Origin of the sequence: Dokdonia sp. 4H-3-7-5, assembly GCF_000212355.1 — a bacterium.
Taxonomy (GTDB): domain Bacteria; phylum Bacteroidota; class Bacteroidia; order Flavobacteriales; family Flavobacteriaceae; genus Dokdonia.
In genome coordinates this window covers 2517615-2542798 of sequence record NC_015496.1, presented here as the reverse complement: position 1 = coordinate 2542798, position 25184 = coordinate 2517615, and the positions used below count along the sequence as shown (strand labels likewise).

Sequence of the window (25184 nt, the reverse complement as noted above, 5' to 3'; positions counted from 1 at the left end):
AAAATAGCACAAGTCATTGATAACACTATGGTTTGGGCATTTTTGGAAAGTCGCCAAATTTTTAAATTTGACGATTTCCAATAAAAAGATAAATAGTAAAATTTAAAAATCTGGCTTGTGTTTCATCCGAAAAGTAACCGCTTATTTTCAGCGCTACTTTTCATATACGGAGCCGTGGACGGCTGATTGCCAAAGGACATGTTTTTCATCTCAAGACAAGCCACATCCAAGTCAGTTACATACTTGAAAATTCCCGCCGTCGTATGGCTCCGCTTCAAAATCAGAACACCTCAAAAGTCGTTGAAATATCGAAGATTTGGGTATAGATCGAGTTAGAGTAAATCCGCTAGGATTTTAAAGCTCCCACCCTACCAATCAGCCGTCCACAGGCCACTGCTCAAAAATGTCTAAAAATAAATCTAAAGCATAGAAAGCTCGAGACGTGGTTGCAACCAGCCACAACTACAGCATAAAGCGAATGAGACATTTTTGAAAGCTCTACGCGCGGCGCACAACTCCAAAATTCATTGTATATTTAGATCAAACAAACAAGACCGCAAATTAAAGCAAATCAGCAAAATGCCGCACTCGCTTTATACAGTGGCCTGTTACAGCAAATTATGAAAAAAGAAACCCAATCTGAATTTTCTGTTTCTGAAATTAATTCTACTCATTTCTTTAAGGAGTTCACTTTCAATAAAAATGAATTCGTAATAGATAAAAATGAGCTTGAATTATCAGATAATATCGTTTGGATAGGTGATTTAATGTTTTTCATTGAAATAAAGGAAAGGAATAATCAAAACTCAACAGAAAATAACGATAAATGGTTTTTAAATAAGGTTTTAAAAAAAGCTAAAACTCAGATTAAGAATACACATAAATATCTTAATGAACATAAGTGTATTCCTATTATTAATAAAAGAAATCAAAAAATAGAAATTTCTTTAAAAGACAACTCTATCATTCATAATATTATTCTGTATTTGTGTGAATTAGATTTGGAAAATAAAAATAGAAACCTAAAATTTACTAAAAGTAAAATACAAGGTTTTATACACATATTTGAAATAAAAATATATAATTTTTTATGTGATAAATTAATTACACCTTCGGAATTAAGTGATTACCTTAATTTTAGAGCTAAATTTATTGAGTACTATATACAAAACATTGATTTATACTCCGAATATTACATCTTAAGTCATTTTATAAATAACGAAAATATCAAAGAAATAAATTTTGATTATTTATCAAATTTAGATAATATTAATAATGACAAATCTGATTATGATTTCAAAGATTATTTACATATTTTTTATGAAAGATTAGTTCTTATAGAAAAAGAGAATAATAATGAATATCATAAAATAATAACTGAAATCGCTAAATTAAAAAGATATGAATTATCAGAATTTTTATTACGCTTCAAAAAATCGATAAACCATTGTAAAAATAACGAGCAAATTCTTCCTTATCAATTTGTTAATGAAAATCACAATTGTGGTTTTGTTTTTTTACCCATACAGAAAAAAGATATACCTGAATGGAAAATAATGGCAAGAAATGCTGGAGAAATTTTTAAGTATAGACATAAATTAAATAAATGCATATCAATTGTTTTTTATAAAGAAGTAAATTCGTTTATGATAATTTGGATGTTTAACGAAAATAAGTGGGTTTTTGATGAAGTTTTGGAAACAATTAATAAGGAAATGAGCTTAATGCTAGGACCACCGGAATTAAAAAAACTGAAACGATATAACACAGAGTAACTTGCTGTAACACCGTATATAATTTATTGCTTGCTTCTCGCCTACTTACGAAAGTCCTCGCGGACTTTCTTCGTCGGTAATTATTTACTTAATTAGTTGCTTGAAACACGTAACAAACCATATACAACAACGTGGACGGCTGATTGCCAAAGGACATGTTTTTCATCTCAAGACAAGCCACATCCAAGGCAGTTGCATACTTGCAAATTCCCGCCGTCGTATGGCTCCGCTTCAAAATCAGAACACCTCAAAAGTCATTGAAATATCGAAGAGTTGGGTATAGATCGAGTTAGAGTAAATCCGCTAGGATTTTAAAGCTCCCACCCTACCAATCAGCCGTCCACAGGCCACTGCTCAAAAATGTCTAAAGAATAAATCTAAAGCATAGAAAGCTCGAGACGTGGTTGCAACCAGCCACAACTACAGCATAAAGCGAATGAGACATTTTTGAAAGCTCTACGCGCGGCGCACAACTCCAAAATTCATTGTATATTTAGATCAAACAAACAAGACCGCAAATTAAAGCAAATCAGCAATCCCGATAGCTATCGGGAGCCGCACTCGCTTTATGCAGTGGCCTGTTGTAAACAATTACGACTACCTTAAAATACGTTGCACGACCAAGAATCATTAATGGAAAAATTTAAGGAAAATCCTTTTTGGAAAATGTTCATCTTCGGACTTCTGGCAATCGCAATTATTGGAACCACTACCTATCATTTACTAATAGACTACAGCGTAAAGACGAATAGAAAACATGTGGTTGGAAAAATAACAAATTTCGAATTTATTAATATGGCCAGATATTCGATTGATTACGAATATATTGTGGACAATAAAAAATACGATGGGACAGTTGGAGTAGAATATTTTGATTGCTATAAAAATAAGGATTGTATGGGATATGAGGTAGATGTTTACTATTCTTCGGAAAATCCAAAATTCTCACAGGTAGACTTAAGAAAATATGAAAAATATAAAACAACTGTTTATCTCATTAAATAACTGTTTACAACAGAACCTAAACGTAATGCGGACTTTAGGGCAAAACCGAAAGGTCTGTGTATATTTATAAAGTCGCTAAATCTTATGGATTTAGCTTTGAACAAAAAAAAGAAAAAGCAAAACAATAAGCTTTAGCTACGTCGGAAGACGGAAACGAAAAGTTTCCTTGCCTCCGCACTACGCTTAGCCCAACCGTGGACGGCTGATTGCCAAAGGACATGTTTTTCATCTCAAGATAAGCCACTTCCAAGGCAGTAGCATACTTGCAAATTCCCGCCGTCGTATGGCTCCACTTCAAAATCAAAACACCTCAAAAGTCGTTGAAATATCAAAGATTTGGGTATAGATCAAGTTAGAGTTAATCTGCTAGGATTTTAAAGCTCCCACCCTACCAATCAGCCGTCCACAGGCCACTGCTCAAAAATGTCTAAAGAATAAATCTAAAGCATAGAAAGCTCGAGACGTGGTTGCAACCAGCCACAACTACAGCATAAAGCGAATGTTGTGCCTTCCTCTCGCTGCGCTCGTCGGAGGCAAGTTTGAAAGCTCTACGCGCGGCGCACAACTCCAAAATTCATTGTATATTTAGATCAAACAAACAAGACCGCAAATTAAAGCAAATCAACAATCCCGATAGCTATCGGGAGCCGCACTCGCTTTATGCAGTGGCCTGTTGTGGTGCATTTACCAAAACGAACGCTGGAATCAAAAACTGACTAAAACCGAACTGAAATTTTAATGAATTTTTCACGACATTGTGATTTATGCGAAAACCAAATAACGAGTCTTAAAAAAGGATTGACTTGTAACTTGACCAATAAAAAACCTGATTTTAATAATACTTGCTCAAAAATTACACTTGACAAAAAATTTCAAGAAAAATTAGAAATTGCTAATCTCGAATTGGAAATAATACGCAGAAACCAAAAGTCAACACATCTGACTTTCTACGGCACAATAATTATTGGTTTTCTTTTAATACTTCTTGGGTATTTTTTATCTGACTGGAAAATATTTAGCTTGTATCTATGGTACGTGAAAATTGGAATGATTGCAGCTGGATTTTCATTTCTGGCAGCTGCTTACTCTAAACTGAATAAATATAGAAGAGAATATAAAAAAGCGGAACTGGAAAAAAATAAAATTGATGAAGTCCTAAATAAATATGGAATTTCATATCAAGAAAATTTTGAGTTTAAAGAAAAAGTTCACGGAACTCAAGAAGTAATTGTGAATGTTGAATTTAAAAATTGGACAAAAATAAAAACAACAAATTCTTATAAATTTGACTATTAAAAGTAAAAAAAACGACACCACAATCGAGTAGACGGCTCTGCTAGCAACTAGCAGAGTGCGCCTCTCACACCACCGTACATACGGGTCTCGTATACGGCGGTTCAATAATTATACAGCTCGATTATAGTACTCGATTAGACTAACATAACCTCTCATTTTTAACCGTTTAATAGTAATTGTAGTGCCTAGTATAGGGCTTTGAGCGACTGCCCATCCTCCCATTCTTGTGCGACTCCAAGCATAGGCGTGGTCTAAGTTTACTCCTAAACGGATTAGGTTTTTACGCTTCCGTTCTGGTTTCTTCCAGTGATGCCATATGCAGTACCTCAATCGGTTCCTTAGCCATTCTTCTAGCTTCTTAAGCTTCGACTGAATGGAGGCAGGTTTAAAGTAATTTATCCAACCACGTATTAATAGGTTGATACGTTTGATACGCTCATCAAAACTTGCAGGTATCGTCTTTTTGGTCAGGTATTTAAGTTTTGACTTAAAATCTTGCCATTTAGACCTAGTTACCACGAGCTGATACTTCCCTTTTTCCCCTTTCTTATACGTTGGCACAAATCCAAAGCCTAATACTTGGAAATCTAAAGGTCTCCGCACACCGCTCTTTACCCTATTTATGGGAAGTTGGAGGTGGTCTCGCAAATACTTATAGATACTGTTACCTACACGCTTTGCAGCCTCTTTACTTTTAACGTAAATACTAAAATCATCGGCATATCTTACATAACGATGTCCTCGTTGCTCTAATTCTTTATCAAGCTCATTGAGCAGAATATTAGAAAGCAATGGACTTAATGGCGAACCCTGAGGAACGCCTTTTCTGCGTTTTTGTAATCGACCGTTAATCAGTATAGGCGCTCTAAGAAATGAACGCAATAACCGCATCGTAGCTTTGCACTGTACCTTTTTGTAAATCAACTCTAGAAGTATACAGTGTGATACTTCATCAAAGAAACTCTTTAAATCTATATCTACTATATCTTGAAAACCAGCATTGATATTTAAAAGGCTTTGTGCCGTGGCTTGATGGGCATTACGTTGTGGTCTGAACCCGTAACTATGCTTTTGAAAGTCTGGCTCAAATAAAGGTTGCAATACTTGATGTAATGCCTGCTGAAATACTCTATCAACAACTGTAGGAATACCGAGTAATCGTTTCTTGCCATTGCTTTTAGGGATTTCAACACCTAATATAGGAGACACCTGATAGCGCTTTCTTTCTATGTGCGAAATGTATTGTTTTCCATGAATCTGTAGTATAGATTTTAGTTCTTTAATGTGAACCTTATCCACTCCAGCAGATCCCTTATTACGGTACACTCGCGCGTAGGCTTCGTTTAGATTCTTTTTACTTGTTACTTGTTTAATCAATACTCATAATTTGAATTGCTGTCTCGCTTAATCAAAGGCTATTATTTTACTAGAAAACTATCCGTAACATAAAACAACTCCTTTGGTCATTAAAGACAATTATTGTTCTGTCCTTCACTAAAATATCAGGCTTTAGCTACTATGACTTCTGCTGACTTCTCTAATAGACCAACTCCTGGTTATAGAGACCTCCCCAGGTAAGAACATCTTCTTTCTCTCAATCCCTGCCGTATCTACATAATTACCCTTTTGATACTATTTAGAGCGTAACAATGATGTGCTTGCTTACCCAAATAATTATGCCTCATATACGGTTCCTGTTCGTCAGTACCGAGATTTGTAGTCCTGCTTTCTTCAGTCCTAACTTCACAACTAGCAACCTTGCAGCTTACTAATGGTTCAAGGCGTTACCCCTACCCATAAGGGACTTGCACCCTCTAGATAAATAAACTACTTTTAATAAGTAGTCTAAAGATGCCCATACTGGGCACACACACCGTATAAAAAAAATTGCTAGTTTTAGCTAAACCAAAGTTAGTTGCTCGTTTGCTTGCTTCTGATTTTCCTTCGGAAAATCCTCGCACACAAAGACGCAACTTTCCTTATACATCAACGTGGACGGCTGATTGCCAAAGGACATGTTTTTCAACTCAAGATAAGCCACATCCAAGGCAGTAGCATACTTGCAAATTCCCGCCGTCGTATGGCTCCACTTCAAAATCAGAATACATCTAAAGTCGTTGAAATATCGAAGAGTTGGGTATAGATCAAGTTAGAGTAAATCCGCTAGGATTTTAAAGCTCTAGGTGTCTTTCTATTGATAAACGGTGATGAGGTGACTAAGCGGTTCTTTGATGCCTTCCTCTCGCTATGCTCTTCGGAGGCAGGGCTCAAAAATGTCTAAAGAATAAATCTAAAGCATAGAAAGCTCGAGACGTGGTTGCAACCTGTGCATTCCTCTCGCTCGTAACTCACTCGTCGGATGCAAGAACTACAGCATAAAGCGAATGTTGTGCCTTCCTCTCGCTGCGCTCGTCGGAGGCAAGTTTGAAAGCTCCACGCGCGGCGCACAACTCCAAAATTCATTGTATATTTAGATCAAACAAACAAGACCGCAAATTAAAGCAAATCAGCAATCCCGATAGCTATCGGGAGCCGCACTCGCTTTATGCAGTGGCCTGTTAGCCTTCATTATGAACAACTAATAACCAATATAAATTCTGAGTCTAACTTGTGTATTTAGAGTTATATTTAAATCCAAAAAAAAATAATGAAATATTACATCTACTTATTTATACTTATCGGATCAATTTTAATGGTAAATCAACATGCAATTGCACAAACAACTGTTCCCCAAACAGAGCAATTTCAAAATCGAATAGTAGATTCCATATTTTCTAAAACTTTAAGTGAAAGCCGTGACTTTTGGGTAAGATTACCAGATAATTTTCGGCCAGATAGTGATGAAAAATATGCCGTGATTTATCTAATTGATGGATTTTCATTAGAAAGTACTTTGGAAGCTGTTTATGGTAATTATTGGGGGCATTACCTGCCACATATGATACTTGTTGGGATTTCTAATCGCAACAACCGAATAAGAGATTTAACTACTTCGCAGATAAAAATGAGACGCGGTAGTGCAATGAACGATGAAACTGGAGGTGCAGAAATCTTTACTAAATTTATGGAGGAGGAACTCATCCCATATATTGATAGTAAGTATCCAACTATGAACTATCGTACATTAATTGGACATTCTTATGCCGGATTGTTTACTATAAATATGTTGGTTAATCATAAACATCTCTTTCAAAACTATATAGCCATAGATCCAAGTTTGGATTGGGATGACCAAAAATTATTGAAGGAGGCAAAACAAAAGCTGAGTACAGAAAGTTATAAAGGCAAGTCCCTCTTTGTGTCTTTAGCTGCAGAGCAGCTACATATGTGGAATGAAGAAATAAACATGGAGAATATTATGGATGACTCTTCAGAATTTACTTTGTTTGCGCGTTCAATCATTGAATTTTCAAATTATACTAAATCTCAAAAACAGAATGGATTAAATTTTTCATGGAAAGTTTATAATGAAGATTTACATGGTACAGTTCCCTTACCATCAATAAGAGATGGGCTGATTTTTCTTTTTGAATGGTATCAATTTAAATCACCTCAAAAATATAATAACCCAGAAACCCCTATAGAAGAATTGGTTTCGCTATTGAAGGTGCAGGAACAAATTTATACCGAACATTTTGGTGTTCCTACTGCACCAATGATAGATGAAATGTTAAATGGCTATGGCTACATGAATATGCAAATGGGACAACCTGAAAAGGCCTTCATGTTTTTTGAAATGAATATTAAGTATAATCCAACAAGTGCAAATGCTTATGATTCTATGGCTGAGTATTATGAATCTCAAAGCGATAAAGAGAATGCCTTAAAATACTTAAACAAGGCCTATGAATTAAGTGGTGACGATTACTATAAAGAAAGAATTGAAGCTCTAAATAAAAAATAACGAAAGGCTAATCGAGTAGACGGCTCTGCTAGCAACTAGCAGAGTGCGCCTCTCACACCACCGTACGTACGGGTCTCGTATACGGCGGTTCAATAATTATACAGTTCGCTTGTAGTACTCAATTAAACTAACATAACCTCTGATTTTTAACCGTTTAATAGTAATTGTAGTGCCTAGTATAGGGCTTTGAGCGACTGCCCATCCTCCCATTCTTGTGCGACTCCAAGCATAAGCGCTGTCTTGCAAATTCCCGCCGTCGTATGGCTCCGCTTCAAAATCAGAACACCTCAAAAGTCATTGAAATATCGAAGAGTTGGGTATAGATCGAGTTAGAGTAAATCCGCTAGGATTTTAAAGCTCTTGGTGTCTTCTTATTGATTATCGGTTATGGCATGACTAAGCGGTTCTTTGATGCCTTCCTCTCGCCATGCTCGTCGGAGGCAGGGCTCAAAAATGTCTAGGGTATATATCTAAAACATAGAAAGTGCGAAACGTTGTTGCAACCAGCCACAACTACAGCATAAAGCGAATGTTGTGCCTTCCTCTCGCTGCGCTCGTCGGAGGCAAGTTTGAAAGCTCTACGTGCGGCGCACAACTCTAAAATTCATTGTATATTTAGATCAAACAATTAATGCCGCAAACTAATACAAACAGCAATTCCGATAGCTATTGGGAGCTGCGTTCGGTTTATGCAGTGGCCTGCTAGCAAACATTTAAGTAAAAAAATAGTTTATGAGATTAGCAATTGCATTTATCCTATTCTCTTGTTTGTCTTTTGGACAAACAAAACCAATAGCTTTCTACAATGAAAGCGGAGAAAAAATTGACAAACAGGAATTCATTGAAAACAAAGATTATGTTAAAAATTTGGACTTATATTTTGAGAACGATACAACTCAAATAGCTTTATTAGTGACTCGAAAAAAATTCGGACAACTTAACAAAAATACTTTTGAAAATTTGAAATTATACTTAACAGAATTGACTGATAAGCAAATTGACTCGACTCAAAATATTGTAATTAATTACTTAACACCACTTCCAAAAAAAGATAGAAACACTTCCTCAAAATCAGCATGGAATATTTTTGATAGAAATTACACAAAAAAACTGCATAAAATCGCAAATATTAATCAATTCTGGATAAACTCAACTGAATGCGATAATCTCGAATACAATCATTCTAAAAAAATAAATTGGATAGCTGATAAAGATAATTTATTTTCCAAGCTATTTTTCCCTTATAAGGTTCGATATGGAAATTATATTCTGATCAAACCAGATGGAAAATATTATTATTATTTAGGAGAACATAGCAAATATCAAATTTGGGAAAATGCCAAAAAGTATTTTAAATAAAAACGATTTGCCAGCAAAAAACTGAGTTAAAAACAAGCCTACTTCTACAGAGCTCAGCACAAGCTTTTAAGCTAATTTTGATCTATAATTTTCATCACAGGGTCTTCCTGATTTTTATGATGGCAAAGGCTTGTTTATCAAACTTACCCTCTTCTCTACCTTCCATTATGCTTTCAAAAAGTCTATATGAAAGCAGAAACCATGGAAATACTACAGCTGGCATACAACTCCAAAATTCATTGTATATTTAGATCGAACAAATAAAACCATACGTTAAATCAAACCAGCAATCCCGATAACTATCGAGAGCCGCTCTCACTTTATACGGTGGACTGGTGACAATAGTATGACTGAACAACAAGAAAAGACGAAAAAATTGAACAAAACTGAAATTTTGACTAATCTATTGTGGACTGCATTCGGAATGATAGGCGGAATAACTTATTATTCAAAATCGGAATATTTAATTTGCGGAATAACGTCATTAATGGCGATTTTATATGTTTTTAAATTAATTAAATCATTAATAGGAAAATGAAAAAAATAAATTTTGAAAATTTATCTTGGAATTGGACTAGAATTGCTCTTTTAATATTAGCATCGTTATGTTTATCAGTAGGTTTCGGACTACTTTTAAACTATAAAAATGGACTGATTACAAGTTTAGGCTTTGTGATTTTGATTATTATGCTCAGCAAAAGATTTTGGTATAAAAATCATGTAGAGTATAATAAATTAGGAATTGTGATTAAGCTTAATTTGATAACTGATAGAACGATTAAATTTAATGAAATTGACAAGATAAATATCAATGATAATAAGTTAATAGTCAAATTAAACAGTGAACGAAAATTTGAATTTCAAATAAAGGATATAGATAGTTCTGATATAAATAAGCTTCTTAGAATATTAATTGAAAACTCAAAATCCATTTTTACTGATAACAGAACTGAAAAATTATTATTGCCAATCGAGTAGACGGCTCTGCTAGCAACTAACAGAGTACGCCTATCACATCACCGTATCCATTAGGCAAGCTCACGACAAGCTATACGGGTCTGTTGGCGTTAATTGGGGGTAACACTCTCAAAACAATTATAATATGGAACAAAGAGCTCAAAAAAAGAAGTAGATTTTTTTCGTAAGCATTGGAATTGGAATTTCTATGTTTTTAATGACAAAAGACTATGTATGGTCTATGATTTTTGAATAACAGTAAAAGGAGAAAAAGATAAGGCCAAAACCAAAGGACCGACTCTTCATCTTAAAACAAGACCACAAACCACATTACACTAACCTATTATAGGGCAATAACAATATGTTTATAGATCAGGAGGAAAAATTTAAAGAAGTACTATCGCAGATAGAAGGGCGTGTTAATGAACAGAGTTTCTTTAATAAGTTCTTAGAACTGTATCCAGAAATTTGGAAGAAACATAAGACTACATTCTCAAAATTCAATAAAAGTAAACAAGCTAGACAATCAATTCCGTTGCCTAAACCTGAAGTTTCTTTGCGAAAGGAAATCAGGAAATGGTTGCAAAAACAATGATTTCCAATTCGCTATTTTGAAAAAATAGCAATACCATCACCCATTCAAATTTTCGCAAAAGCGTAACTACCCTACTCCGTAATAAGAAGAAGAAGCGTCTGGCTCTTTTTCTTGATTAGAATACTAATCAGCTTTAGATAGTGAGGTTCTTTTTACAAGTTTCTCTACGGTGAGACCTTGTACTAAAATGGAAAATACCACGACAATATAAGTCATCACGAGAAACATATCTCTATACATATCTTCAGATAGACTGAGCGCTAGTGCTATAGAAATCCCGCCTCGTAGTCCGCCCCAGGTCATAATGAGGTTTGTTTTTGGTACAAAATCGAGCTTATCCTTAAAGACCCTTATAGGTAACCACAATGATATATACCTGCTTATGAGTACGAGAGGTATGGCGATTACTCCGGCAAGTAAATAACTATTTTGATAGGTGAGAATGAGCATTTCCATCCCTATGAGTACAAATAAAATGGCGTTGAGCAAGATGTCTATGAGCTCCCAGAATTTATCTACATAATGCTCTGTCGTCTCAGACATTGCTGCTGTGCGCACTCTATCATTCCCTATTAATAATCCAGCAACTACCATTGCTAGTGGTGCAGAAAGGTGCAGCTTTGTTGCTAGCACCGTACCCACCATGACGGCAGCAAGTGTGATAATTACTTCTGTACTAAAATCATCTATAGATTTCATCATTTTATAGGTAATCCACCCTATAATCATCCCTAGCAGTATTCCTCCTAGCACTTCTTGACCAAATAATGTCAATATATCTACCGGTGTCACAGGACTATCTTTCGCGCTCGCAATCCCAAAAATGGTCAAAAACACCACAACTCCTACTCCATCGTTAAAGAGAGATTCTCCTACAATTTTGGTTTCTAGTTTTTTAGGCACTTTTGCTTTTTTAAGAATCCCAAGTACGGCAATAGGATCTGTGGGCGAGATAAGAGACCCAAAAAGTAGACAGTAAATAAAGTCTACCTCGAGCCCTAATAATTGTAGTAGATAAAACACGAGCGTACCTACTAGAAATGTAGAGACAAGTACCCCTAAGGTTGCAAAGGCGAGAATAGGCCAGCGTTGCACTTTAAGCTGTTCAAAATTAGTGTGTAACGCTCCTGCAAATAGTAAGAAACTAAGCATATAGTCCATCAATACTTTCTCAAAATCTATTTCCTTGATGAGTTGTATTTCGGCTCTGAGCAAGGTATCATCAAAGTAACTTAAAGCAAAAACAGCTAGGGTGTACACAATGGTGATGAGCATAAGCCCTATGGTAGTAGGCAACTTAAGAAAACGCGCATTTATGAACCCAAATATGGCTGCAAGAAATATCAAAGCTGCTATAATAATGTAATAATCCATAGTTTCTTTTCTTAAATCGCAAGTCCTCTATCACATAGATAGTACCACTGCTATGTTGTGTTAAATTTATTGGTGTAGAGCCAGCTGGCACGCTACAATGTTAAAAATAATAGCGCTACTAGTGCCATAAAAGCTTGTTAAGTTTTCTCTACGTCTGTTTTATAACGGATAACAAAAGTATAGCTCAATGTAAAAAATCTCGATATCTTTAGTGCATTAGGTCGTTATTATAGTGACAGTCTTATTTTAAAAAATCATGCGCCACCTCATCATCATTCTTTATCTATGTTTTAGCGCAACCTTGAGCGCAAATGAGTGGTTACCTGGAACCAAGGAGCCCAACATAAAAATCCTTTTTATAGGCAATAGCCTGACCTACACTAATAATCTACCCAAACTTGTAAAAGCACATGCCAAAACCAAGGGTATAAAGATTAAGACACGCATGGTTGCATTACCTAATTATGCACTAGAAGATCACTGGAATGATGGCAACATACAGCAGCTCATCGCCACTGGCAAGTATGACTATGTGGTCGTTCAGCAAGGGCCGTCATCACAACAAGAAGGTCGCGATATGCTCATTGATTATGGTAAAAAGTATGCTGCCCTTTGTAATAAATACCATGCTAGGCTTGCATATTTTATGGTATGGCCATCATTACAATATCTCCATACCCAAGATGCTGTTATACAGAATTATCAAGACGCTGCAACTACAAATAACGCCATTATACTTCCTGTTGGTATCGCTTGGCAGAAACACTATACCTCCAGCAATAACTATGACTACTATGGCCCTGATGGTTTTCATCCTTCGCTTAAAGGAAGTAAAGCAGCTGCGACTACAATTGTCTCTAGATTATTTCAGCCTTAAATCACAGCATCACTTTGAAAGCACTTCTTGCAGCTCTTATTAGTTATGATTGGTTTTAAGTACGCTTTCGCGAAAGCGTAACAACATCCCCTAGTGCTTCTCTAATCACATACTTTTCATTCAAAAGCGCTACTTTCTCCTAAACGCCCATTTATGATGAATGGCAACTCTTAAAATCACTCACAAAGTTTTATTATTTAAACTTCAGTATTAAAAACTAAATTACATTTGCGGCGTGAAAACAACGCTAAGACATATAAGTGTATTTATTCTTGTAGCCCTTTGCAGTCTTGCAATGAGTGCTATGGATACATCATTTGTTAATCTAAGTGATAATACTACTACTACTTCGTCTACAGAAAAAGTAACTGCCGCAGTTTCGGCAACTATTGTTGGAGAGTTACCGCAGTCTGAAGTTGTGATAGAGGTGCCGAGTAGTATTAGTGTTCCTAGCCTCAAGAATTTCGTTTCTAGCTGTGGAACTTTATCACGTACTACAGATGTACTCACTAGCAGTACTTATGCTCAGTACATAAAGACCTCAATCAATGTTTTGACACATCATCGTAAGGCAGATCACATCTTTCCTTTTCATTACTTCTGGTAATATATTTTGTATTGCTTCCGGGACGTTATAATCGCTTCTGGAAAACATTTAAGGCGTTGCAATAAATGCAGTGCCCAGTATACCAATATCAAAAAATAATATCATGGATTTAGGAAGTATTACCGTAGGGACAATAATTGTAGCAATTTGCATCGTGCCATTTGTTATCATGGCCATTAATAAAAAGAAGAAAGAAAATAAAATGCTGCAAGCACTTAATCATATCGCAACTGCTCAAAATCACACTGTAAGTGATTACGAGTTTTGTGGAGATTTTGTAATAGGAAGAGATAAAGAATTAAACACCATTTTCTTTTACAAGGAGAGTAATGGACAAGCACAATCATCCTCTGTAGATTTATCCAGTATTAAGAACTGCCAGACAGTAAAAACGCATAGAAATGTAAAAAGCGGTGGTGAGCAACTTACTATTACAGAACGCGTAGCACTAGCTTTTACACCATCTAATGGCGCTAATCAAGAAGTAAGCTTTACATTATACGACGTAGATAATATGCAACTTAATGGCGAGATACAACTTGCAGATAGCTGGAGTGCCCTTATTAACAAAAAGCTACAGATAGCAAGCTAAATTTTAAAGCCCTATAAAATTTATAGGGCTTATATATTTTACTCAAAGCTTATCACTTGCTTATATTTAAGGGGTTGCTACGTGGAAATAATAAGTAACACATAATTTAAATCAACCTAATGAACTGGATACTATTAATAATTGCAGGACTTTTTGAAGTGGGCTTCGCAACATGCTTAGGTAAAGCAAAACAAGCCGAAGGAGCTGAGAGGACCTACTGGTATATTGGTTTTATACTATGCTTGATCATAAGTATGCTTTTAATGATTAGGGCGATACGTGAATTACCTATAGGCACCGCCTACGCAGTGTGGACAGGGATTGGGGCTGTAGGAACTGTACTACTGGGTATCTTTGTATTTAAAGAACCAGCTACTTTCTGGAGGCTATTCTTTATTTCAACCCTTATTGCTTCTATTGTAGGTTTAAAATTTGTGTCGAATTAATGTAATTACTTAGAATTTTTAAACAGAAAGGTCTAGCATATGCTAGACCTTTCTGTTTATTTTATATAAGTATGATACTTCAAAAGTGATTGTCATTATAGTCTTCGTCTTTTCTTCTCTGCTTTAAGCAATTCCAGTTCACGATTAGTTTGTCCAGCTACTGAGGTATTCTCCTCTGCGCGTCTCATTAAGTAAGGCATCACATCTTTTACAGGACCAAATGGAAGGTATTTTGCCACATTATAGCCTTCCTTAGCGAGGTTAAAGCTTATGTGGTCACTCATTCCATAAAGCTGTCCAAACCACACTCTATTGTCTTCCTTTGCTATTCCCATTTCACCCATCAATTTTACAGCAAGCAATGAGCTATCTTCATTATGAGTTCCTAGAAACAGTGAGATGTCATCTAGGTTTTCAATTATATAACGTGTAGTAGCATTAAAATTCTCATCTGTTGCTTGTTTGCTAGCGCATATAGGAGTTAGGTATCCTTTTTCTTTGGCTCGTTTATTCTCTTTCTCCATGTAAGCACCACGAACAACCTTTACTCCTATAGTAAATCCGCGAGCGCGAGCTTCTAGGTGTAATTTCTTTAAGTAATCTAAGCGATCATGGCGGTAGCATTGTAATGTGTTATATACAATAGGTTTTTCCTTATTGTAGAGTGCCATCATTTCTGCCACTAGATCATCTGCGGCGCTTTGCATCCATGACTCTTCTCCATCTATCAATACTTCTACATCACGCTCATAAGCAATCTTACAAATTGCGTTTACACGTTCCTTGATACGCTCCCACTCTACTTGCTCTTTGGCATCTAGTTCTTCTCCTTCGGTCAGCTTTTGCCAGATAGCAAAACGACCAACGCCCGTTGGTTTAAAAACAACAATAGGCATCGCCTCTTTCTCGTCTGCAAACTTCACTAGCCCTATTACCTTATTCATACACTCATCAAAAGAGGCTGCTTCTTCTTTTCCTTCTACAGAGTAGTCAAGTACAGAGCATACATTTGCACTATACAACTTATCTACAGAGGTCATGCAATCTTGCTCATTTACACCACCGCAAAAATGATCAAACACTGTAGAGCGTATAAGACCTTCTACTGGTAAGTTTGCACCAAGAGCAAAACGAGCTGCCGCTGTACCTATGCGCACGAGCGGTTCTTTAGAAATCATTTTAAATAAAAAGTAAGCGCGTTCTAGTTCGCTATCTGATTTAAGAGCAAATGCAGTTTCAGTATTTTCAAAAAGAGAGGTTTGCATATCAATATATTTGTTACACAAATATACACCCACTTTAAACTTTTTTTACTCAAAAGTGAGTAATTTGCAACCGTTAAAATTTCAAAAATAATGACTGCCATACAAGCCGCTTCTTACGACATCGTTTTTAATGAATCTGGATATGATGCCCTTAATGTATTACTACTACAGAGCAACTACAGTAAGATATTCGTTATCGTAGATGAGCATACACACGAGCACTGTCTTGCTCCTTTTTTAGGCAATCTCGCCACAGAGATTCCTATTGAGGTTATTGAGATTCCTCATGGAGAAATTAATAAGACTATAGAAACGTGTACTGGAGTATGGGATGCACTAGCAAATCTTGATGCAGACAGAAAAGGACTTATTTTCAATGTAGGTGGTGGGGTTGTCACAGACCTTGGCGGTTTTGTAGCAAGTACTTTTAAGCGTGGTATGGATTTTATAAATGTTCCTACCTCTTTACTCTCTATGGTAGATGCTAGTGTAGGTGGTAAGACCGGAGTAGACTTAGGTACTTTAAAAAACTTAATTGGAGTTATTAATAATCCGCAAATGGTATTGATAGATGTTGGGTTTCTTGCTACCTTACCTCCAGAAGAGTTACGTTCTGGACTTGCAGAGATGTATAAACACGGTCTCGTAGCAGATAGAGTGTATTGGGAGAAGCTCAAAGATCTGAGTGCATTGACAACAGATGACTTGAGCCAACTCATCTACGAGAGCATTATTATTAAGAATGATATTGTTATAGAAGACCCACGGGAGCAAAACATTCGCAAAGCGCTTAATTATGGGCACACTTTAGGTCACGCCATTGAGTCGTATTGTCTAGCATCTGAAGATAGAACTACTTTACTTCATGGTGAAGCCATTGCTATTGGGATGATTTTGGAAAGTTTCATTTCGGTGGCGCTTTCTGGTTTATCACAAGATGAACTAGATGAGATTACTGCAACCTTTAATGATATGTATGATGCGGTAGCTTTCGCGAAAGCGGACATCACCTCCATCATCGAGTACCTGAAGTACGACAAGAAAAATGCCAACGGGCAAATAAACTTCGTACTTCTAGAAAGCATAGGAAAGCCAGTGATAGACAAGCAAGTCTCAAATGACCTTATCCACGAAGCCTTTGATTATTACCAAGCTAGCACTATAGATTAAAGATAGCGCTCCTTAATAATTCTAATGTGGTGACGCTCGTGACCAGCAGTGATAAATGCAGCAGCACGTGGACTCATCGGGCTTCCGCTTGCGGTACCTATGTTTGCAATAGTCTGCGCTGTCATAGACGCATATAATAATAAACTACACTGTCTTACAGAGACATACTCGGCAATAAGAGAGTCTACAGTGCGACTGTTTGCATCACTAGATAGTACAAAATCATCTTGCTCGAAACCTTGTAAAGGCGTGCTATCCATTCTCGAGAAACGTAACGCACGATAACTAAAAATGCGTTCTGTATCTATAATGTGCAACAGCACCTCTTTAGGGGTCCACTTCCCTTCTTCATAACGCAATAACAACTCACTCTGAGAAAGCGACGCAAAGAAGTCTCGGGTCTCTTCCATACCTTTATCTAGCGCTTGAGCGATGCCTAGTGAGCCGGGCACTTGATCTATATACTGTTTGTAATACTCATTGTACTCTCCTGCTTTAACTGCGCTAGTGGTTATCATCATGTTTGTTTTAAAATCTAAAAGTAACAAAAAACCCTTTCTCAACAGAGAAAGGGTTTTAGTAAAATGAAGTCTTATTGTAATTACACTAAGTCTTGAAAGATAGAGTGCATTAATCGTTTTTTATCATTGATGCTCTCTTCTAGAGAGATCATCGTTTCTGTACGGTACACTCCGTCAATATCATCTAGCAAGAAGATTACGTTTTTTGCATGATTCGTATCTCTTGCACGTATCTTACAGAAGATATTAAACTTCCCTGTAGTTACGTGAGCCACAGTTACAAATGGAATTTGTGCGATGCGCTCAAGTACAAATGTCGTTTGTGATGTCTTATTAATGTACACTCCTACGTAAGCAATAAAAGAGTAACCTAATTTTCCGTAATCAAGTGTAAGTGAGGAACCTGTAATAATTCCAGCCTCTTCCATTTTCTTAACACGTACATGAACTGTACCTGCCGAAATAAGAAGTTTTTTTGCTATATCTGTAAAAGGAGTCCTTGTATTTTCGATAAGCATATCGAGAATTTGGTGATCTACCTCGTCTAATTTAAATTTTGCCATGCAACTATATATTTTGAGTATAATGCAAAAATAATAGAATAATACTGATTATTCTGTAATATTTTAATCTATTTAACGATAACGTTATCGCAGCCATTTTACCCATTAAAATGGGCTCTAAATCGATAATTATTATGGAAGCTTAAATGCAGGTGCACTATCTAGCAAAGCATGGGCAAATTTACCATTACTTAACGAAGCCTCTAGTGCTGTTGGTTCAAAAACTATCTCCCCACCCTCTACACGCTCTACATAATATATCCCACGCTTGCCGTCTACATCCTTTACATGCGCATCACAGTAACAAGCGCTATGCTCAGGAATATCTTTATAAGCACTTATATCATACTCCAGCTCTTCACTACAAGCTTCAATCGCATATAACATTGCAGCAAATACGTAAGCTCGAGTTTTCTCTCTACCATAATCATCTGGATAGTGACCAGCTTCAAATAATACAGTTGGAACTCCAGCTTCTTGAAAAGCATCACCCACACAATTATTATTAAACGCATCATTATACAACCCTATATTTCCATCAAGATCATTACGTAGGTTTTTAAAAATATGAGCAATGATACTTGCAGACCGCTTTCGCGAAAATGTGAAACTCCTCTCCACATCTGCCGAAGGTGCAAGGAAGGAAAGTATAGATGGTTTACCTGTTTCTTCAAAACCATAGATGGTTCTTTGACCATGTAAATTGAAACAATAATCAGGTTTAAAAGCATCAAAAACACCACGCAAAATTTTTGATTCTGGCTGACTCAAATCTTGTGCATCGCGATTAAGATCTACCTCATTTGCATTTACTCTTGTCCAGTTTTTTGAGCCATCTGGATTGAGCATCGGGATCATAAAAAAGGTACAATTTTCAATCACTTTTTTATAGAAATCTGAATCTTTTTGTTGCTCTAAAAAACAACAAAAATCGAGCATAGATTTTGTGGTTGTAGATTCATTTCCGTGCATCTGTGACCACATAAAAATCTTCACTTTTCCGGTACCAAAAACCACCGAGTGAATGGGTCTATTTTCTACCGAATGACCCAGTGTATCAACCGTAAAATCTTCCGATAATTGAGAGACAAAATCGGTGATAAAATCTGGTGATATATATCTGCCAGAAATAGATTCTTCACGGCATTGAGAAAACAGTTGTAATAACTCAGGTAATTCCATATGTATTCTTTGGACTACAAAGATACTTTTTTTACAACTCTTCATTAAAACGCACTGTTTACAATTGTAAACAGTACATTTTATATACAGAAGTAACATTTTTTTAAAAGATTACCTCCAATTAAACTAAACACACTCCATAAAAACTATAATCACTTTAAATCAGCATTTTAAATATTTTAAACTAAAGTATTAATTTAATATAATTACACCCATACATTAACTATTTACACATAAGAACATCCATAGTTTACATTTGTAACGTATCTTTGCTGTATACAAATGGAAACACTCATAAACAACATAAAATTTGCGCAACGCCTCCAAGAAATCATGGATGCAAACGAATTGAGCGCAACCGCTTTTTCAGAAAAACTACAGGTAGGAAGAGCTACCATATCTCATCTTATGGCTGGAAGAAATAAGCCCAGTTTAGACTTTGTAATGACCGTTGTTGCTACCTTTCCAGAAGTGGAATTACAATGGCTTCTTTATGGAACAAAATCAAGTCAAAAAATCACCGCTCCTACTCCATCAAACCACACTACATTTTCGTCTGATGTGCCTTCAAAAAATGCTCAAGAATTCGCATCAAAAACAAGCGCTACTCCACCTTCAAACAAGGAGCAAAAAACACTCAAAAACATCACTGCTTTTTCCTCTTCAAAATCACCCATCAAGAGAGTGATTATATTTTTAGAAGATGGAACTTTTGAGAGTTATGAGATGTAAAACTCACCTACTCTTCTTCTTCAAAAATCACCTTACATCGCGTACACTTTTGGTAAGAAATTTTTAGTCATTTTACTTCTTTAAAATATCTAAGACTTACTCTCAATTACTCACGTTCCTGTGGTATTTTTGTAACCTATGAAGAATCAATGGAAAGCTTTTTTTGCAATAATTAGTGTTTTCGCTTTAAGCTGTGAAAGCCCAGAACGTGACTGTACAGATTTTAAAACAGGTACATTCACGTTTGAAACATTACTAGATGGAGAACTCGTTGCAACCACTTTTAAACGTAATGATACACTAGAAATTGATTACTTTAAAGGTAAAGCAGACTCCTCTTCTGTGCGATGGATTAACGACTGTGAGTACATCGTCAAGAAACTCAGCCCAAAAAGCATGAGTGAGGAAAAGGCGCTACACATGAAAATAATAGCTACTGACGGAGATTTTTATACCTTTGAGTACTCCCTTGTAGGAGAAACCAACAAACAACGTGGCATCGCCAAAAAAACAACTGACTAATGTTTGACATTCTTACCACTGCAGATGCTTGGGTAGCACTGCTTACACTTACCTTTCTTGAAATCATATTAGGTATTGACAACATCATTTTTATCTCCATAGCCGCCGAAAAGCTCCCACAAAAGGATCGAAAGAAAGCGACTAATATAGGTCTAGCCCTTGCAATGGGTATGCGTATCGCGCTACTCTTTGGTATCTCATGGTTAGTTGCACTTAGCGCTCCATTCTGGCACATTAATCAAAGCTGGATTACGGGAGGTATAAGTTGGCAAGCGGTTATATTACTAGCAGGAGGATGTTTCTTGATATGGAAGTCTGTACATGAGATTCATGAAAAAGTAGACGAGACAGGTCTTGAAGAGGAAGAAATTTCAAAAAAGAGCTCTACTACACTAGGTAATGCCATTGTGCAGATTGCAGTAATCAACCTTGTATTCTCCTTTGACTCTATACTGACTGCCGTAGGGATGACTAATGGCCTTTCTGACAATCCAACAGATGCGTTAATCATTATGGTGATTGCAGTAGTAATTTCTGTTGGGATCATGATGCTTTTTGCAAACCCTGTAGGAAACTTTATCGCAAAGCATCCTTCATTACAGATATTAGGCCTCTCATTCTTAATTTTAATAGGTTTTATGCTCATTGCAGAAGGCGCGCACCTATCACACCTAGAAATTTTTGGATCAAGCGTAGGAGCTATCCCTAAGGGTTATTTATACTTTACGATTGCGTTCTCGCTTCTAGTAGAGTTTATAAACTTTAAATACCGCGCTATGAAGACTAAAGACTCTGGTGCTCAAATCCAAATGAAGAAAAACGTAGAGCACCTTACAAAAAAGTAATACACTACACGCTCACATAAAAAATCCCCTTGAAACTACGTTTCAAGGGGATTTTTCTTTTCGTTCTGACTACTACAAGCAGTAAGAAGTTTGATTAAAAATTCTCATCCTCCATAAGCTTTTCTACCTTTTTACGCTCCCACGCCTTGTTAAACAAAGGACTCCACCCAAATACTTCTGATGCATGACCAGCAACTCCCCAGCCCCATCCAAGTATAGGAAATAATGCCCAAGGAAAACTTGTAGACTGCACGTTAAAGTATATAAACACAGGTACCATAACCGCATAAATAGTAAAGTGAATGTAAAAACCTTTAAGATCTTCTACCTTCTTCTTTGCACGCTGGTAACGTTTATCTGCAAGGAGTTCGCTCTGCCTAGGCTCAAATGTCACTTGCTCTGCTTGTGTCAATAGCGGTATCCCAACTTGAAAAGTCTCACTATCATCTACTATATGCACTTCACTATTAGATAGCAAACTGTATCGCTGCCTGATATTTTGCAAGCCTACACCACTACTCTTCTTTACAACCTGCTTGGCCTGGATGTTATTTTCAATAAAGAGCTTATTACCATCTTCGTATATCTTAATATATAGCTTCTTGTTAGGCGTTACCTGGTTATGTTTTACAGCGTTTTCAAGTAATAATTGCAAGGAAAGTGGCACTACTTTATATTCTTGATGCGAGGCATTTTCTGGGATTTCTACCACAATACTATCTTCAAAACGCATTTTGATGAGATTCATATACGTACGTGCAAAAGTGAGCTCCTCTTCAAGCGGCACTAACTCTTTATTCTTTTGCTCCAGTACATACCTGTACACTTTTGAAAGCGAAGTGGTAAACTTGGTTGCCTGTTTTGGGTTTTCCTCAATAAGACTTGCCAGCACATTTAAACTGTTGAATAAAAAATGTGGATCCAGCTGATTCTTAAGCGCATCAAACTTTGCCGAAGCAGCTCCAGCAATGATTTTAGACTGCTTTACCTTACTCTCCTGCTTATTCTTCCAGCGACTCACCGCATAGAATGAAGAAGTTGCTACGGCTGTTATTAAAAAAGGGAAAATATAATCTTCAAGGCCTTCACTAGCCATATACTCATCAAATGATATTTTATAATATCCTGTAACAAGTATTAATCGAAGCAAAAAAACCGTAATTAAAGTCACAACAATATGCGCAATTAGCGCATAAGTAAGCACCTTTAAATTCAACAGACTGCCTGTAAAACGTTTTCTAAAGTTCACAATAACCATAGTGTTCACTGCATATAGCGCTACAGAGAAGATTTGGTTTTGTATAAAAAAGGTTGTTGCACCATCTCCATACCAAGGATTACCCAGCACATACAATATAATACTGTGAACGATAAATATTGTTAAGCCTACAATATTTGCCTTTGCAAACTCTTTTAGATAATATTTCATTTTTTCTTAATTACAAGCCTCGGCACTTTCTAAAGCTCTTTTTACATTTCCTTTAGGATGGAACTTAGACTCAGGTTTAAAGGTAGCAAAAAGCGTGATGGCACGCTGCAACTCTGCGCAATATGGCGCTATTGAGCTCCCAAAATATCTTGCGCTTCCCATATCCCACTGCGCCTTTTCTGCTATAAAAATAGGATTGTCTGGCTCCTTATTTACCATTTTTTGATTGAGCTCTCCTATAGTACCTGCATATTTCATCCCGTATTTCATGCCATCGTGAGCGACCCAAACTGTATAAAGTTGCGCTTGCAAGTGGTCTGCATACGGATTATCTGGAGCTATCGTACGCATCGTATTTATAAACTCTTGCGCCTTATCTAGCGTCGCCTTCATGGTAGCTTCCTCTCTGTTTTCAAAGTCTCTCCAATTACGTATTATAGCAATTTGAGCAACATAATACGTAGGGAGCCAGTTGTCTTTTTCGACAGTAGCAATACGCTCAAAGAGGTTTGAAGCCTCATCAAGCTTGTTTTCTTCCCAAAGCTCCATCGCTTTTGTCATTCCTTGCTCATATTTGGTTTGAGCCATAAGAAATGTACTGCTGCATAATGCGATAATAAGAAGTAAATGTTTCATAATATATTGTTTTGTGATTGATGATGTAAAGATGGTTTTAAGTACGCTTTCGCGAAAGCGTAACCTACCCAACCGTCATTTATAAAGTCTCAGTTGTAGTTTTCTTGCGAAGTTTTGTTTTACGCAACCAATAACCAATGAATAAAACACCAAATATGGTAGGCAATAACCAGCTTAATAGCGCCGGAAGTACTTGATTTGTGACAAAGAAAGCGGTAAAAGCTGCGATATATCCACCTGTTATTTTACCTATATGAAGTCTAAGATATTTTTTACGCAATGACGCTATATCTCGCATTGCACGTATATCTCCTACGGCATTAAGAACACCAATTCCTCCAAAGATTATAAGAATCCACCCCATAGAAGAACCCGAAAGCAATGACAACGCACCATAAAATATCATTGCCAGACCTATGGTGAGCATAGACCAAGAAATGATTTTATCATAACGCAACTCACTTGCCAATTTTACTTTTTTAAAACGGAGCGCTCTATACCCAGATAGCACTAGATACACACTAAACAGTCCTACCACAAACAGAAACGGATTGTTATGATATGGAAGCAGTGATGCCAAAATACCTGAAATACCAGCGGTAAGCATCCCATAATAAAAAACCATTCCTGACTTTTTATGCCAAGTATTTCCTTTACGAGCAATTACAGATATAGTTCCCGCTATGAGGGAGATAAAACCACCTATAGCGTGTAGTGTTATAAATATCTTGAAGAAAGTATCGTAGTTCATCGGTAAGATTTTTAAATATTGAGACTCTATTTCTCATGATTGACAGTACAAATATGAGCCAGAATTCAGTAATCATAAAAAGGTTGCTACTCAATTGCCGTAACAGCCTACCGAATTGTAGTTTTACAGCACCTAGTATAGATACCTATGATAATTAAAGAGCTTTTTCCAAGATTTCATCCAGACCTCATTAAGGAAATAACCACACACGGCATCATAAAGAAACTCCCTGCGCAAACAGAATTACTGCGAGAAGGACAGTATGCAAAGGTAATTCCCATCGTAATACACGGACTCGTAAAGGTATACTCACGCTATGAAGATAGAGAACTTCTACTTTATTACATAGAACCGGCAGAGAGTTGCATCATCTCTTTTTCTTCTGGAATCTCACAATTACCCAGTCGCGGATATGCAATTACAGAAACAGATGCTAAACTTCTTCTTTTACCTGTAGACAAAGTACAGCAATGGCTTAAGACCTACCCTGCGCTCAACACCTTATTCTTTAAAAACTATGATGCGCGTTATCTTGACATGATGAACGCTGTAAATCATCTCCTATTTGATAAAATGGACACGCGCATACTCGATTATCTAAAAGAAAAATCGCGTGTTACAGCAACTCAAACCCTACATATAACTCATAAGGAAATAGCAACAGATCTAGGCACCGCAAGAGAAGTCGTAAGCAGGATCTTAAAAAAACTGGAGATTGAAAATCACATAACCCAAGAAGGACGCACCATAAAAATCATGTAAGTGTGACTACAGTCACCGT

At 36.5% G+C, this 25184-nt stretch carries 25 protein-coding genes; 16 read left to right on the top strand and 9 right to left on the bottom strand.

Features of this window, described 5'->3' with window-relative positions; translation table 11 throughout:
- Positions 1 to 620: 620 nt before the first annotated feature.
- From KRODI_RS11325 to KRODI_RS11315, 3 genes are all read left to right on the top strand, one after another.
- Positions 621 to 1775 (top strand): hypothetical protein, encoded by a 1155-nt coding sequence (locus KRODI_RS11325; protein ID WP_013751739.1) that lies wholly within the window; start codon positions 621 to 623, stop codon positions 1773 to 1775.
- 633 nt (positions 1776 to 2408) lie between these two features.
- Positions 2409 to 2780, top strand: coding sequence for a hypothetical protein (locus KRODI_RS11320; RefSeq protein WP_013751738.1), 372 nt, complete (start codon positions 2409 to 2411; stop codon positions 2778 to 2780).
- 738 nt (positions 2781 to 3518) lie between these two features.
- The gene (locus KRODI_RS11315; RefSeq protein WP_013751737.1) at positions 3519 to 4076 is read left to right on the top strand and encodes a hypothetical protein; all 558 of its coding nucleotides are present in this window, start codon (positions 3519 to 3521) and stop codon (positions 4074 to 4076) included.
- A 108-nt stretch (positions 4077 to 4184) separates the two neighbouring features.
- Here KRODI_RS11315 and ltrA read toward each other — a convergent pair whose 3' ends face one another.
- Entirely contained in the window at positions 4185 to 5453 is a 1269-nt protein-coding gene (gene ltrA, locus KRODI_RS11310; protein ID WP_013751736.1) for a group II intron reverse transcriptase/maturase, read from the bottom strand.
- A gap of 1270 nt (positions 5454 to 6723) precedes the next feature.
- Here ltrA and KRODI_RS11305 point away from each other — a divergent pair.
- The 4 genes from KRODI_RS11305 (at position 6724) to KRODI_RS11285 (ending at position 10891) form a co-directional block, all read left to right on the top strand.
- Positions 6724 to 7980, top strand: a complete 1257-nt coding sequence (locus tag KRODI_RS11305; RefSeq protein ID WP_013751735.1) for an alpha/beta hydrolase-fold protein — start codon at positions 6724 to 6726, stop codon at positions 7978 to 7980.
- A 732-nt stretch (positions 7981 to 8712) separates the two neighbouring features.
- Positions 8713 to 9339, top strand: coding sequence for a hypothetical protein (locus KRODI_RS11300; protein ID WP_013751734.1), 627 nt, complete (start codon positions 8713 to 8715; stop codon positions 9337 to 9339).
- Between the two features lie 534 nt (positions 9340 to 9873).
- On the top strand, positions 9874 to 10317 hold the full coding sequence (locus tag KRODI_RS11290; RefSeq protein WP_013751733.1) for a hypothetical protein: 444 nt from the start codon (positions 9874 to 9876) through the stop codon (positions 10315 to 10317).
- A 340-nt stretch (positions 10318 to 10657) separates the two neighbouring features.
- Positions 10658 to 10891, top strand: a complete 234-nt coding sequence (locus KRODI_RS11285) for a hypothetical protein (RefSeq protein ID WP_013751732.1) — start codon at positions 10658 to 10660, stop codon at positions 10889 to 10891.
- Between the two features lie 123 nt (positions 10892 to 11014).
- Here the strand turns inward: KRODI_RS11285 and KRODI_RS11280 are convergent, their stop codons facing one another.
- Positions 11015 to 12265, bottom strand: a complete 1251-nt coding sequence (locus KRODI_RS11280) for a cation:proton antiporter (protein ID WP_013751731.1) — start codon at positions 12263 to 12265, stop codon at positions 11015 to 11017.
- 256 nt (positions 12266 to 12521) lie between these two features.
- On the opposite strand from KRODI_RS11280, the gene KRODI_RS11275 reads away from it, so the two are divergent.
- From KRODI_RS11275 to KRODI_RS11260, 4 genes are all read left to right on the top strand, one after another.
- Entirely contained in the window at positions 12522 to 13142 is a 621-nt protein-coding gene (locus tag KRODI_RS11275) for a hypothetical protein (RefSeq protein ID WP_013751730.1), read from the top strand.
- Positions 13143 to 13377: 235 nt separating this feature from the next.
- Complete coding sequence (locus KRODI_RS11270) at positions 13378 to 13749, top strand: hypothetical protein (protein WP_148235998.1); 372 nt, start codon at positions 13378 to 13380, stop codon at positions 13747 to 13749.
- Between the two features lie 103 nt (positions 13750 to 13852).
- Positions 13853 to 14341, top strand: a complete 489-nt coding sequence (locus tag KRODI_RS11265) for a hypothetical protein (protein WP_013751728.1) — start codon at positions 13853 to 13855, stop codon at positions 14339 to 14341.
- Between the two features lie 119 nt (positions 14342 to 14460).
- Entirely contained in the window at positions 14461 to 14787 is a 327-nt protein-coding gene (locus tag KRODI_RS11260; RefSeq protein WP_013751727.1) for a DMT family transporter, read from the top strand.
- 95 nt (positions 14788 to 14882) lie between these two features.
- On the opposite strand, the gene KRODI_RS11255 is transcribed toward KRODI_RS11260, so the two are convergent.
- A complete protein-coding gene (locus KRODI_RS11255; protein ID WP_013751726.1) occupies positions 14883 to 16052 on the bottom strand; it encodes a proline dehydrogenase family protein in 1170 nt (389 codons plus the stop codon).
- 90 nt (positions 16053 to 16142) lie between these two features.
- Between KRODI_RS11255 and aroB the strand changes: the two genes are divergently transcribed.
- Entirely contained in the window at positions 16143 to 17222 is a 1080-nt protein-coding gene (gene aroB, locus KRODI_RS11250; protein WP_013751725.1) for a 3-dehydroquinate synthase, read from the top strand.
- Here aroB and KRODI_RS11245 read toward each other — a convergent pair.
- The 3 genes from KRODI_RS11245 to KRODI_RS11235 all read right to left on the bottom strand — a co-directional run bounded on the left by KRODI_RS11245 (position 17219) and on the right by KRODI_RS11235 (position 19488).
- Positions 17219 to 17743: a DinB family protein gene (locus tag KRODI_RS11245; protein ID WP_237699367.1), complete on the bottom strand. Its 525-nt coding sequence runs from the start codon at positions 17741 to 17743 to the stop codon at positions 17219 to 17221. The two genes, aroB and KRODI_RS11245, sit on opposite strands and share 4 nt — an antisense overlap.
- 80 nt (positions 17744 to 17823) lie before the next feature.
- A complete protein-coding gene (locus tag KRODI_RS11240; RefSeq protein ID WP_013751723.1) occupies positions 17824 to 18306 on the bottom strand; it encodes an Lrp/AsnC family transcriptional regulator in 483 nt (160 codons plus the stop codon).
- Between the two features lie 132 nt (positions 18307 to 18438).
- Positions 18439 to 19488, bottom strand: coding sequence for a M14 family zinc carboxypeptidase (locus KRODI_RS11235; RefSeq protein WP_049783448.1), 1050 nt, complete (start codon positions 19486 to 19488; stop codon positions 18439 to 18441).
- Between the two features lie 282 nt (positions 19489 to 19770).
- On the opposite strand from KRODI_RS11235, the gene KRODI_RS11230 reads away from it, so the two are divergent.
- The 3 genes from KRODI_RS11230 to KRODI_RS11220 all read left to right on the top strand — a co-directional run bounded on the left by KRODI_RS11230 (position 19771) and on the right by KRODI_RS11220 (position 21587).
- The gene (locus KRODI_RS11230) at positions 19771 to 20220 is read left to right on the top strand and encodes a helix-turn-helix domain-containing protein (RefSeq protein ID WP_013751721.1); all 450 of its coding nucleotides are present in this window, start codon (positions 19771 to 19773) and stop codon (positions 20218 to 20220) included.
- Between the two features lie 138 nt (positions 20221 to 20358).
- Entirely contained in the window at positions 20359 to 20742 is a 384-nt protein-coding gene (locus tag KRODI_RS11225; RefSeq protein WP_013751720.1) for a hypothetical protein, read from the top strand.
- Positions 20742 to 21587 carry a TerC family protein gene (locus tag KRODI_RS11220; protein ID WP_013751719.1) on the top strand — a complete coding sequence of 282 codons (846 nt, stop codon included), beginning with the start codon at positions 20742 to 20744 and terminating at the stop codon, positions 21585 to 21587. The genes KRODI_RS11225 and KRODI_RS11220 overlap by 1 nt, the downstream gene beginning before the upstream one ends.
- A 94-nt stretch (positions 21588 to 21681) precedes the next feature.
- On the opposite strand, the gene KRODI_RS11215 is transcribed toward KRODI_RS11220, so the two are convergent.
- The 3 genes from KRODI_RS11215 to KRODI_RS11205 form a co-directional block, all read right to left on the bottom strand.
- Positions 21682 to 23016, bottom strand: a complete 1335-nt coding sequence (locus KRODI_RS11215) for a histidine kinase (protein ID WP_013751718.1) — start codon at positions 23014 to 23016, stop codon at positions 21682 to 21684.
- 6 nt (positions 23017 to 23022) lie between these two features.
- Entirely contained in the window at positions 23023 to 23652 is a 630-nt protein-coding gene (locus KRODI_RS11210) for a hypothetical protein (RefSeq protein WP_013751717.1), read from the bottom strand.
- 79 nt (positions 23653 to 23731) lie between these two features.
- Positions 23732 to 24403 carry a hypothetical protein gene (locus tag KRODI_RS11205; protein WP_013751716.1) on the bottom strand — a complete coding sequence of 224 codons (672 nt, stop codon included), beginning with the start codon at positions 24401 to 24403 and terminating at the stop codon, positions 23732 to 23734.
- A 147-nt stretch (positions 24404 to 24550) separates the two neighbouring features.
- On the opposite strand from KRODI_RS11205, the gene KRODI_RS11200 reads away from it, so the two are divergent.
- Positions 24551 to 25165 (top strand): Crp/Fnr family transcriptional regulator, encoded by a 615-nt coding sequence (locus tag KRODI_RS11200; RefSeq protein WP_013751715.1) that lies wholly within the window; start codon positions 24551 to 24553, stop codon positions 25163 to 25165.
- The last annotated feature ends 19 nt before the right edge of the window (positions 25166 to 25184 follow it).

Excerpts from the sequence above, each read along its gene's own strand:
- KRODI_RS11315 (WP_013751737.1), top strand. The coding sequence starts at position 3,519 with ATGAATTTTTCACGACATTGTGATTTATGCGAAAACCAAATAACGAGT.
- KRODI_RS11300 (WP_013751734.1), top strand. The coding sequence starts at position 8,713 with ATGAGATTAGCAATTGCATTTATCCTATTCTCTTGTTTGTCTTTTGGA.
- KRODI_RS11225 (WP_013751720.1), top strand. The coding sequence starts at position 20,359 with ATGAAGAATCAATGGAAAGCTTTTTTTGCAATAATTAGTGTTTTCGCT.
- KRODI_RS11325 (WP_013751739.1), top strand. The coding sequence starts at position 621 with ATGAAAAAAGAAACCCAATCTGAATTTTCTGTTTCTGAAATTAATTCT.
- KRODI_RS11275 (WP_013751730.1), top strand. The coding sequence starts at position 12,522 with ATGCGCCACCTCATCATCATTCTTTATCTATGTTTTAGCGCAACCTTG.
- KRODI_RS11235 (WP_049783448.1), bottom strand. The coding sequence starts at position 19,488 with ATGGAATTACCTGAGTTATTACAACTGTTTTCTCAATGCCGTGAAGAA.
- KRODI_RS11200 (WP_013751715.1), top strand. The coding sequence starts at position 24,551 with ATGATAATTAAAGAGCTTTTTCCAAGATTTCATCCAGACCTCATTAAG.
- aroB (WP_013751725.1), top strand. The coding sequence starts at position 16,143 with ATGACTGCCATACAAGCCGCTTCTTACGACATCGTTTTTAATGAATCT.
- KRODI_RS11265 (WP_013751728.1), top strand. The coding sequence starts at position 13,853 with ATGGATTTAGGAAGTATTACCGTAGGGACAATAATTGTAGCAATTTGC.
- KRODI_RS11240 (WP_013751723.1), bottom strand. The coding sequence starts at position 18,306 with ATGGCAAAATTTAAATTAGACGAGGTAGATCACCAAATTCTCGATATG.
- KRODI_RS11305 (WP_013751735.1), top strand. The coding sequence starts at position 6,724 with ATGAAATATTACATCTACTTATTTATACTTATCGGATCAATTTTAATG.
- KRODI_RS11290 (WP_013751733.1), top strand. The coding sequence starts at position 9,874 with ATGAAAAAAATAAATTTTGAAAATTTATCTTGGAATTGGACTAGAATT.
- KRODI_RS11215 (WP_013751718.1), bottom strand. The coding sequence starts at position 23,016 with ATGAAATATTATCTAAAAGAGTTTGCAAAGGCAAATATTGTAGGCTTA.
- KRODI_RS11255 (WP_013751726.1), bottom strand. The coding sequence starts at position 16,052 with ATGCAAACCTCTCTTTTTGAAAATACTGAAACTGCATTTGCTCTTAAA.
- KRODI_RS11205 (WP_013751716.1), bottom strand. The coding sequence starts at position 24,403 with ATGAACTACGATACTTTCTTCAAGATATTTATAACACTACACGCTATA.
- KRODI_RS11320 (WP_013751738.1), top strand. The coding sequence starts at position 2,409 with ATGGAAAAATTTAAGGAAAATCCTTTTTGGAAAATGTTCATCTTCGGA.
- KRODI_RS11285 (WP_013751732.1), top strand. The coding sequence starts at position 10,658 with ATGTTTATAGATCAGGAGGAAAAATTTAAAGAAGTACTATCGCAGATA.
- KRODI_RS11210 (WP_013751717.1), bottom strand. The coding sequence starts at position 23,652 with ATGAAACATTTACTTCTTATTATCGCATTATGCAGCAGTACATTTCTT.
- KRODI_RS11280 (WP_013751731.1), bottom strand. The coding sequence starts at position 12,265 with ATGGATTATTACATTATTATAGCAGCTTTGATATTTCTTGCAGCCATA.
- KRODI_RS11220 (WP_013751719.1), top strand. The coding sequence starts at position 20,742 with ATGTTTGACATTCTTACCACTGCAGATGCTTGGGTAGCACTGCTTACA.
- KRODI_RS11260 (WP_013751727.1), top strand. The coding sequence starts at position 14,461 with ATGAACTGGATACTATTAATAATTGCAGGACTTTTTGAAGTGGGCTTC.
- KRODI_RS11230 (WP_013751721.1), top strand. The coding sequence starts at position 19,771 with ATGGAAACACTCATAAACAACATAAAATTTGCGCAACGCCTCCAAGAA.
- KRODI_RS11245 (WP_237699367.1), bottom strand. The coding sequence starts at position 17,743 with ATGATGATAACCACTAGCGCAGTTAAAGCAGGAGAGTACAATGAGTAT.